We start from the raw sequence: 9,239 nt of genomic DNA, 5'->3' as shown, positions 1-9,239 counted from the left end.
GCGACACCGTCGAGACATGCACCCCCGACGCCCGCGCCACATCCCTGATCGTCACCGCCATGGACGCCTCCTGTGTGCTCCGCGGCACCGTAACGCACGTGGTCGGCCCCTACCAGACTCTAACAACACCGGACCCCTCTATCCTGCGATCGGTTGCTTCTCACTCAGCACAGCCTGGATGGCAAATACCCAGCTCATCTAGATGATCAGAATCGAGCCCTTGACGTTTCCTCCGGATACCGACACTGTTTGATGCAACTGGTTGCAGTCCTCGGGCTCGCCCACGACTGCCAGAAGGGAAAGACACCCGTGAGCAGAACTCTTGTCACCGGGAGCGCCGGGCGCCTCGGGCGCAGCGTCGTGTCCGCGTTCGCCGCGGCGGGGCACGAGGTCATCGGCGTGGACCGGGCCCCGGGCACCCCCGCCGACGCCGCCGCCACCCTCCCCGCCGACCTGACCGACCTCGGTGAGGCGTACGAGGTGATCGCGCGCTTCCGGCCGGACGCCATCGTGCACCTGGCCGCCATCGCCACCCCGTTCAGCCACAGCGACGCGGTGACCTTCCGCACCAACACGCAGCTGGCCTTCAACGTGTGCGACGCGGCGGTGGCGCTGGGCGTGGGCAAGGTGGTCCTGGCCAGCAGCCCGACCGTCATGGGGTACGGCGCGCCGGGCGGCTGGACCCCCTCCTACCTGCCCCTCGACGAGGACCACCCGGTCCTGCCGTGGAACGCCTACAACCTGTCCAAGGTCGTCGCCGAGGAGACGATGCGGTCGTTCGCCCGCGCCGCCACCGCCACGAAGCTGGCCGCGGTACGGCCCTGCTTCGTGATCGCGCCCGAGGAGTGGGAGGGCGCGCCGACCCAGTCGGGGCACACCGTGACCGAGCGGCTGGACCGGCCCGAGATCGCCGGGGTCTCGCTGTTCAACTACATCGACGCCCGCGACGCGGCCGACATGCTCCTCACGCTGCTCGACCGGATGCCCGGGCTGCCCAACGGCGAGATCTTCTTCGCCGGGGCCGCCGACGCCCTGGCCCGCGAGCCGCTCTCGGAGCTGCTGCCGCAGGTCATCCCCGCCACCGGGGGCTTCGCCGACACCCTCACCGGCACCGCTCCCGCGTTCTCCTCCGCCAAGGCCGGCAAGCTGCTCGGCTGGCAGGCCAAGCGCAGCTGGCGCACCGAACTCTCCTGACCCCCCGAGCCTTCCTCCTGGAGCACCGACCATGAATCTCAGCGGAGTCCTGTTCTTCCCCGTGACCCCCTTCGACGCCTCGGGCGCGCTGGCCGAGGACGCGCTGGCCGAGCACATCCGCCGGGGCGTCGCGCACGGCACCGGCGGCGTCTTCGTCGCCTGCGGCACCGGGGAGTTCTCCGCGCTCTCCCAGGCCGAGCACGCCCGCGCCGTCCAGGTGGCGGTCGAGACCGTCCAGGGCGCGGTGCCGGTGCTGGCCGGCGCCGGCGGCCCGCTCGGCGCCGCCCTGGAGCAGGCCCGTACGGCCCGCGAGGCGGGCGCCGACGGACTGCTGCTCATGCCGCCCTACCTGACCCAGGGCACCTCGGCCGGGTTCGCCGAGTACGTGCGCGCGATCGCCGCCGAGCTCCCCGTGATCATCTACCAGCGCGGCTCCGTGGTGCTCGACCCGGCCACGGTGGTGGAGCTGGCCCGCGTCCCCGGCGTGATCGGCCTGAAGGACGGCCTGGGCGACATCGACCGGATGCAGCGCATCGTGCTGGCGGTCCGCCGGGAGATCGGCCCGGACTTCACCTTCTTCAACGGCCTGCCGACCGCCGAGCTGACCATGCCCGCCTACCGCGGCCTCGGCGTGGAGCTGTACTCCTCGGCCGTGTTCGCCTTCGCCCCCGAGATCGCCACCGCCTACTTCGACGGCGACGACCGGCTGATCACGGAGTTCTACGCGCCCCTGGTCGAGCTGCGCAGCAAGGCGCCGGGTTACGCGGTCGCCCTGGTCAAGGCGGGCCTGCGGTTGCGCGGCCTGGACGTCGGCCCGGTCCGGGCGCCGCTGACCGACCTCACCCCCGAGCACCTGGCCGAGCTGGACACCATCCTCAAGAACGGCCTCGCCCTGGTGGGCGCATGACCGGGGAGACCGCGACCGGCGTGATCAAGGACCTGCGGACCACCCTGCGGTCGGCGCCCCTGCGCCGGCCGTGGGGCGCCGACGTGCCGTACAACCACGTGATCGTGTGCGAGGTCACGCTGGCCGACGGGCGGACCGGGACCGGCTTCTCATGGACGCCGCAGATCGGGGCCAAGGCCGTGCGGGCCCTGCTGGACGACGACATCCGCGAGGCGCTGATCGGCCTGCCCGCCCACCCGGAGGTGGTGTGGGACCGGCTCGCCGTGCACCTGAGCGAGGCCGGGCGCGGCGGGCTGGCCACGGTCGCGATGGCCGGGGTGGACCTGGCCCTGTGGGACCTGCGCTGCGGGGATTCCTCCCTGGTGGAGGTGCTCGGGCCGCGCCGGGAGAGCGTCCCGGTGTACGGCAGCGGCGTCAACCTGCACTACTCCCTGGCGGAGCTGGTCGAGCAGGCCGGCCGCTGGAAGGCCGCGGGCTACCCGGCCGTCAAGATCAAGGTGGGCCGGCCCGACCTGGCCGAGGACGTCGAGCGGGTCGCCGCGGTCCGCGAGGTCGTCGGCCCCGGCACACTCCTGATGATCGACGCCAACCAGCGCTGGGACCTGCACCGGGCCCGCCGCGCGATCGCCGCGCTGGAGCCGTACGACCCGCACTGGATCGAGGAGCCGCTGCCCGCCGACGACATCGCGGCCCACGTGGAGCTCCGCAGGAGCATCGGCGTGCCGGTCGCGGTGGGCGAGAACGTCTACACCCTCCACGGCTTCCGCGACCTGCTCGTCGCGGGCGCCTGCGACGTGGTCCAGCCCAACGTGGTCCGGGTCGGCGGGATCACCCCGTTCCTGCGCGTCGCCATCCTGGCCCGCGCCTTCGACGTCCCGGTCTACCCGCACCTGCTGACCGAGCTGTCGGGGCAGCTGGCCCTTACGCTGCACCACCCGGTCATGGTGGAGTTGGTCGAGGACGCCTCCCTCGCCGACCTGGGGTTGCTGGCCGGGCCGTCCCCTCTGGAGATCGACGGCGCCGAGCTGCGCTCGGCCGGGAACCCGGGACTGGGGCTGACGTGGGCATGACGGACGACAGGCCGGTCAGGGTCGTGCTCGCGGGCGCGTACGGCCACGGCCGTTCGCACCTGGAGAACCTGCGCGGCCTGTCCGCGCGGGGACTGGTCGAGCTGGCCGGGGTCTGCGACCTGCGCGAGGTGGACGCGGACCGGCTGCACGGCCTGGGCGCGCCCGAGCAGGCCCGTCCCGACGACCTCGCCGGGCTGATCGGGCGCACCGGCGCGGAGATCACGATCCTGTGCACGCCCATCAACACCCACGCCGACCTCGCCGTGACCGCGCTGCGCGCGGGCTCCCACCTGCTGCTGGAGAAGCCGCCCGCGGCGTCGCTGGCCGCCTTCGAGCGGATCACCTCCGCGGTCGGGGAGACCGGGCTGGCCTGCCAGATCGGCTTCCAGAGCCTCGGTTCGGCGGCGGTCCCCGCGCTGCGCAAGCTGATCGCCTCCGGCGAGCTCGGTGAGATCCGCGGCATCGGGGTGGCGGGCGCGTGGGAGCGGCCCGCCGAGTACTTCACCCGCTCGGCCTGGTCCGGCCGGCGGCGGCTGAACGGGCAGGACGTGGTGGACGGCGCGCTCACCAACCCGTTCGCGCACGCGACGGCCACCGCGCTGGCGGTCGCCGGGGCCGAGGAGCTCGGCTCGGTCGCCTCGGTCGAGCTGGAGCTGTTCCACGCCAACCCGATCGAGGCGGACGACACCGCCGCGGCCCGGATCCACCTGGCGAACGGCCAGGTGATCACGGTTGCGGTGACGCTGTGCGCGACCGGGCGGAGCGAGCCGTACCTGATCGTGCACGGCTCGGCGGGCACGGCCCGGCTCACCTACACCACCGACGACCTCGACGGGACCGTCCACCCCCGGGCGAACCTGCTGGAGAACCTCGTCGCCCACGTCAGGACCGGCGCGGAACTGCTGGTCCCGGCGGCCCGCACCGGCGCGTTCATGGAGTTCATGGAGGCGGTACGGCTGGCGCCCGACCCGCTGCCGATCTCCGACGAACACCAGAGGATCCACCCCGACCGGCGCGAGCTGCCCGGGATCCGGGAGCTGACCGACCTCAGCGCCGAGCGGCTGGCCCTGTTCTCGGAGCTGGGCGCGGCGTGGGCGACCGCACCGCGGTCCCGCCAGACGACCACCCGGGGAGCGGCACGTGGATGAGACGACCGTCCGGGAACCTCGCGAGGGCGGGACGGCCGCGCGCGAGCTCCGGGTCGCGGGCACGCCGGTCGCCTCCTACGTGTGGGAGCCCGACCTGCCGGCGACCGACTCGCCGCGGCCGTACCTGCACCCGGTGCGCACGCTCGCGGGCACGGCGGTGACCGAGTTCCGGCCCGACGACCACGTCCACCACCTGGGCGTCAGCCTGGCCATCGCGGACGTCGGCGCGGTGAACTTCTGGGGCGGCCGGACCTTCGTCCGCGATCGGGGCGCGACCTGGCTGGACGACCACGGCCACCAGCGGCACGACGCCTTCGCGGAGCTCGACGGCGGGTTCCGGGAGGCGCTGACCTGGATCGGCCCGGACGGCGCGACCGTCGCCATCGAGGAGCGGACCGTCCTGGCCCGCCCCGTGATCGGGACGGTGCCGGCGGACGTGTGGGCGCTGGACTTCTCCTTCGCGCTCACCGTGACCGAGCCGCTGGAGATCAAGAGCTCGGCCTGCAAGGGCCGGCCGGGCGCCGGGTACGGCGGATTCTTCTGGCGCGCTCCCAGGGACGCCGCGGGCCTCGCCGTGTTCACCGCCGAGGCTGAGGGCGAGACGGACGTGCACGGCAGCGTCACCCCCTGGCTGGCGCTGGTGTCGGACGCCTGGAGCCTGGTGTTCGTCCAGGCGGGCCCGGTGGACCCGTGGTTCGTGCGGGTGGCCGAGTACCCCGGCGTCGGCCCCGCGCTGGCCTGGGACCGGCCGCTGGCCGTGGCGGACACGCTGCGGCGGCGGGTGGTCACGGTCGTGGCGGACGGGCGGCTCGACCGGGCCGCCGCCGCGAAGCTGGCCGCGGAACTGGGCGACCCGCTCCCTCCCGCCGTCCGGCCCTCCGAAGCCGATCTCATGATTGGAGACCTGTGATGTCCGTGTGGAGCCTCGACGCCCGCTCAGGCGAGCGTCGCCGAGAGTTCGCCTCCACCAGCGTGGAGGAGCTCGGCGCGGTCTGCCGCCGCGCCCACGAGCTGCTGCCCCGGCTGGACGAGGCCGGCCCGCAGGGGCGGGCCGCGATGCTTTCGGCCATGGCCGACGCGCTGGACGAGCGCGTGGACGCCCTGGCCGCCGCCGCCGACGCCGAGACCGCGCTCGGCCTGCCCCGGCTGACCGGCGAGGTCGCCCGGACCAGCGGTCAGCTGCGCCTGTTCGCCGAGGTGCTGCGCGAGGGGTCCTTCCTCGACGTCCGGCTCGACAGCGCCGACGGGGTCAAGCCGGACCTGCGCCGGATGAACATCCCGGTCGGCGTGGTCGGCGTCTTCTCCGCCAGCAACTTCCCCTTCGCCTTCAGCGTCGGCGGCGGCGACACCGCCAGCGCGCTGGCCGCGGGCTGCCCGGTCATCGTCAAGGCGCACTCCCTGCACCCGGAGACCTCCGAGCTGACCTTGGCCGCCCTGCAGGACGGCGCCCGCGCGGCGGGCTTCCCCGCCGAGGTCGTCCAGCTGGTCCACGGCCGCGAGGCCGGGGTCGCGCTGGTCAAGAATCCGCTGGTCAAAGCCGTCGGGTTCACCGGGTCGATCCCCGGCGGGCGCTTCCTGTACGACATCGCCAAGGCCCGTCCCGAGCCGATCCCGTTCTACGGCGAGCTGGGCAGCCTCAACCCGCTCGTCATCACGCCCGGCGCGGCGGCCCGCCGTACCGAGGAGATCGCGGCCGGGCTCGTGGCCTCGGCGACCCTGGGCGCCGGGCAGTTCTGCGTCAAGCCCGGACTGGTCCTGGCCCCGGCGGACAGCGGGCTGGTCGAGGCGATGGCGGGGCACTACACCGAGCTGGGCCCGCAGGTGCTGCTCGGCGACGGCATCAGGGAGAGCTTCGAGAGCGGCGCGAGCGAGCGGGAGGCCCTCCCGGGCCTGCGCGTGGCGGCCTCCGGGCAGGTCGGCGGCGAGCGGCAGGTGACGGCGCGGCTGCTGACCGGGCACGTCTCCGTCCTGGAGACCACCGAGCTGCTGCTGGAGGAGTGCTTCGGGCCGATGACCGTGGTGCTCGCCTACGACAGCGAGGACGAGCTGGCCGAGATCCTGGCCACCACCCCCGGCAACCTGACCGCGACCCTGCACAGCGAGCCCGAGGAGGAGAAGCTGGCCTCCCGGCTCGTGGCGGTGATGCGGGACCGGGCGGGCCGTCTGGTCTTCGACGCCTACCCGACCGGGGTGGCGGTCGGCTGGGCGCAGCAGCACGGCGGGCCGTATCCGGCGACCACCGAGCCGTCGACCACCTCGGTCGGCGCCGCGGCGATCTTCCGGTTCCTCCGGTCGGTGGTCTACCAGAACTGCCCGGCGCACCTGCTGCCCGAGGCGCTGCGCGACGACAACCCCTGGCGGCTCCCCCGCCGCCTGAACGGAGTGCTCACCCTGCCCTGACCTCCGTGCGGAGCACGCGGCCCCGGCGGGCTTCCCGCCGCCGGGGCCGTCGGCATGCCCCGATTCAGATGATTTCTGCAATCGTTTGTAGTCGTTATCTGGGATTTTCTAGGACCTATTGACGTTAATAAGCGATTACGCCAACGTTTCATGCAACCGATTGCCGCATCCCCCAAGGTTGCACATGCGACTTCTGACGCTTCCTCCGGTGATCGCCCTCACGATCATCGCGACGGCCGCACCGGCCGTCTCCGCCACCGGGTCAGCCGCCCCCGCCACCATCGTGGTCGCCGCCGACGGCTCCGGGAACCACACGACCGTGCAGGACGCGATCAACGCCGTCCCCGCCGGCAACAGCAAGCCGGTCACCATCCTGGTCCGTCCGGGCACCTACAGGCAGCAGGTGGTCATCCCGGCGGACAAGCCGTACATCTCGCTGGTCGGCGACACCGACGACCCGCGCACGGTGGTGCTCACCTTCGACGCCGCCGCCAAGACCCCGAAGCCGGACGGTTCGGGCACCTACGGCACCTCGGGCAGCGCCTCCTACGTGATCAGCGCGCCCGACTTCACCGCCCGCAACCTCACCTTCGAGAACTCCTACGACGAGGCCGCGGGCGGCAACAGCCAGGCCGTGGCCGTGCGGACCACCGGTGACCGGCAGGTCTACGACAACGTCCGGTTCATCGGCAACCAGGACACCCTCTACGCCAACACCGCCTCCGCCACCACCGTGGCCCGGCAGTACTTCCGCAACTGCTACGTCGAGGGCGACGTCGACTTCATCTTCGGCCGGGCCACCGCGCTGTTCCACAACTGCGTGATCAAGTCCCTCGACCGCGGCAGCACCGACGGCACCAACGGCTACGTCACCGCGGCCAGCACCGAGATCACCAACCCGTACGGGTTCATGATCTACCGCAGTCACCTGGTCAGCGACGCCCCCGCCAAGACCGTCCACCTCGGCCGCCCGTGGCCGGCCGGCGGCTCGGCCACCGCCCGCGGCCAGGTCCTGATCCGCGAGTCCTGGCTCGGCCAGCAGTTCAAGGACGCCCCCTGGACCGACATGTCCGGCCTGAACTGGCGGGAGGCCCGGCTCTCCGAGTACCTCAACCGCGGTCCCGGCGCGGCCGTGAACAACGACCGGCCGCAGCTGACCAGGGAGCAGGCCGAGCAGTTCGACCCGGAGGACTACCTGCGGGGCGATGACGGCTGGGACCCCTTCCGCAGCTTCCCCTCCGGCTCCGACCGGCAGCTCGGCCGCCAGGTGCTGCCCAGGAACGACGGCTGGGCCGCCGAGGGCACCGGCACCACCGGCGGCTCGGCCGCCCGCCCCGAGAACGTCCACACCGTCTCCACCCGGGCGCAGCTGCTCGCCGCGATCGGCGACCCCGCCGACAACACCCCGAAGATCATCTACGTGAAGGGAGCCATCGACGCCGACACCGACGACGCGGGCAACCCCCTCACCTGCGAGAGCTACGCGGTGAACGGCTACAGCCTCCAGGCGTACCTGGCCGCCTACGACCCGGCGGTCTGGGGCCGGGACAAGGTGCCCTCGGGCCCGCTGGAGGACGCCCGCAAGGCCTCCTACGACAAGATGGCCAAGCACGTCACCATCAGTCTCGGCTCCAACGTCACCCTGGTCGGCCTGGGGCGCGACGCCGCGCTGAAGAGCTTCGGCATCCGGATCACCAACGTCGACAACGTCATCGTCCGCAACCTCACCATCACCGACACCTCCGACTGCTTCCCGCAGTGGGACCCGACGGACGGCGAGGAGGGCAACTGGAACGCCTCCTTCGACAACGTCGAGATCTCCGGCTCCACGCACGTGTGGCTGGACCACAACACCCTCAGCGACGGCGACAACCCGGACTCGAACCAGCCGCTCCACTTCGGCCGGCCGTACCAGGTCCACGACGGCCTGCTCGACGTGGTGCGCGGCGCCGACTACGTGACCCTGTCGTGGAACCACCTGAGCAACCACGACAAGGTGTCGCTGATCGGCAACACCGACAACCCGACCCGGTACGCCGAGGCCGACAAGCTCAAGGTGACGCTGCACCACAACTACTTCGAGGGCCTGGGCCAGCGGACCCCGCGGGTGCGCTTCGGCCAGGTGCACATCTACAACAACTACTACACGGGCAGTGACATCTATCAGTACAGCATCGGCGTGGGCTTCGGCTCCCAGGTCTACGCGCAGGCCAACGCCTTCGACGGCATCCCCGCCGGGAAGGTGCTCTCGGTCCTGAAGGGAACCGCGATCACCGCCAGGGACAACCTGGTCGACGGCGGGCCGGTCGACCTGGTCGCCGCCTACAACGCCGTCAACGACCCCGACCTCGGCTCCGACGCGGGCTGGACGCCCACGCTGGTCACCAAGGTCCACCCCGCCCACGCGCTGCGCGGTCTCGTCCCCGCGGGCGCGGGGGCCGGACGCCTCCACTGAGTGCCGGGGCCCCGGTGAGGCCGGGGCTCCGGCAAGGAGGGGGAATCCGTTGAGGCGGAAAATAC

Annotated in this window: 7 protein-coding genes; all 7 read left to right on the top strand. The window is 72.5% G+C overall.

The genetic code is table 11. From position 1 onward, the window contains the following. Positions 1-309 precede the first annotated feature (309 nt). Entirely contained in the window at positions 310-1,194 is an 885-nt protein-coding gene (locus IEZ08_RS29370; protein ID WP_229803628.1) for an NAD-dependent epimerase/dehydratase family protein, read from the top strand. Between the two features lie 31 nt (positions 1,195-1,225). Continuing rightward, positions 1,226-2,101: a 5-dehydro-4-deoxyglucarate dehydratase gene (locus tag IEZ08_RS29365; RefSeq protein ID WP_068925956.1), complete on the top strand. Its 876-nt coding sequence runs from the start codon at positions 1,226-1,228 to the stop codon at positions 2,099-2,101. After that, positions 2,098-3,171 (top strand): mandelate racemase/muconate lactonizing enzyme family protein, encoded by a 1,074-nt coding sequence (locus tag IEZ08_RS29360; protein ID WP_068925958.1) that lies wholly within the window; start codon positions 2,098-2,100, stop codon positions 3,169-3,171. The genes IEZ08_RS29365 and IEZ08_RS29360 overlap by 4 nt, the downstream gene beginning before the upstream one ends. Further along, a complete protein-coding gene (locus tag IEZ08_RS29355) occupies positions 3,168-4,319 on the top strand; it encodes a Gfo/Idh/MocA family protein (protein WP_189243402.1) in 1,152 nt (383 codons plus the stop codon). Before IEZ08_RS29360 ends, IEZ08_RS29355 begins: the two co-directional genes overlap by 4 nt. After that, a complete protein-coding gene (locus IEZ08_RS29350) occupies positions 4,312-5,229 on the top strand; it encodes a DUF6807 domain-containing protein (RefSeq protein WP_189243401.1) in 918 nt (305 codons plus the stop codon). Before IEZ08_RS29355 ends, IEZ08_RS29350 begins: the two co-directional genes overlap by 8 nt. Beyond that, positions 5,229-6,719, top strand: a complete 1,491-nt coding sequence (locus IEZ08_RS29345; RefSeq protein WP_068925962.1) for an aldehyde dehydrogenase (NADP(+)) — start codon at positions 5,229-5,231, stop codon at positions 6,717-6,719. The genes IEZ08_RS29350 and IEZ08_RS29345 overlap by 1 nt, the downstream gene beginning before the upstream one ends. Positions 6,720-6,903: 184 nt before the next feature. Then, entirely contained in the window at positions 6,904-9,174 is a 2,271-nt protein-coding gene (locus IEZ08_RS39875) for a pectinesterase family protein (RefSeq protein ID WP_229803626.1), read from the top strand. Positions 9,175-9,239: the final 65 nt, after the last annotated feature.

This window comes from Planobispora rosea, assembly GCF_014648175.1.
Classification (GTDB): domain Bacteria; phylum Actinomycetota; class Actinomycetes; order Streptosporangiales; family Streptosporangiaceae; genus Planobispora; species Planobispora rosea.
Note: the sequence above shows the minus strand (reverse complement) of the source record. Positions and strands in the feature narration are given on the sequence as shown.

Coding starts and splice junctions, on each gene's coding strand:
- IEZ08_RS29355 (WP_189243402.1), top strand. CDS start 3,168: ATGACGGACGACAGGCCGGTCAGGGTCGTGCTCGCGGGCGCGTACGGC.
- IEZ08_RS29365 (WP_068925956.1), top strand. CDS start 1,226: ATGAATCTCAGCGGAGTCCTGTTCTTCCCCGTGACCCCCTTCGACGCC.
- IEZ08_RS29360 (WP_068925958.1), top strand. CDS start 2,098: ATGACCGGGGAGACCGCGACCGGCGTGATCAAGGACCTGCGGACCACC.
- IEZ08_RS29345 (WP_068925962.1), top strand. CDS start 5,229: ATGTCCGTGTGGAGCCTCGACGCCCGCTCAGGCGAGCGTCGCCGAGAG.
- IEZ08_RS39875 (WP_229803626.1), top strand. CDS start 6,904: ATGCGACTTCTGACGCTTCCTCCGGTGATCGCCCTCACGATCATCGCG.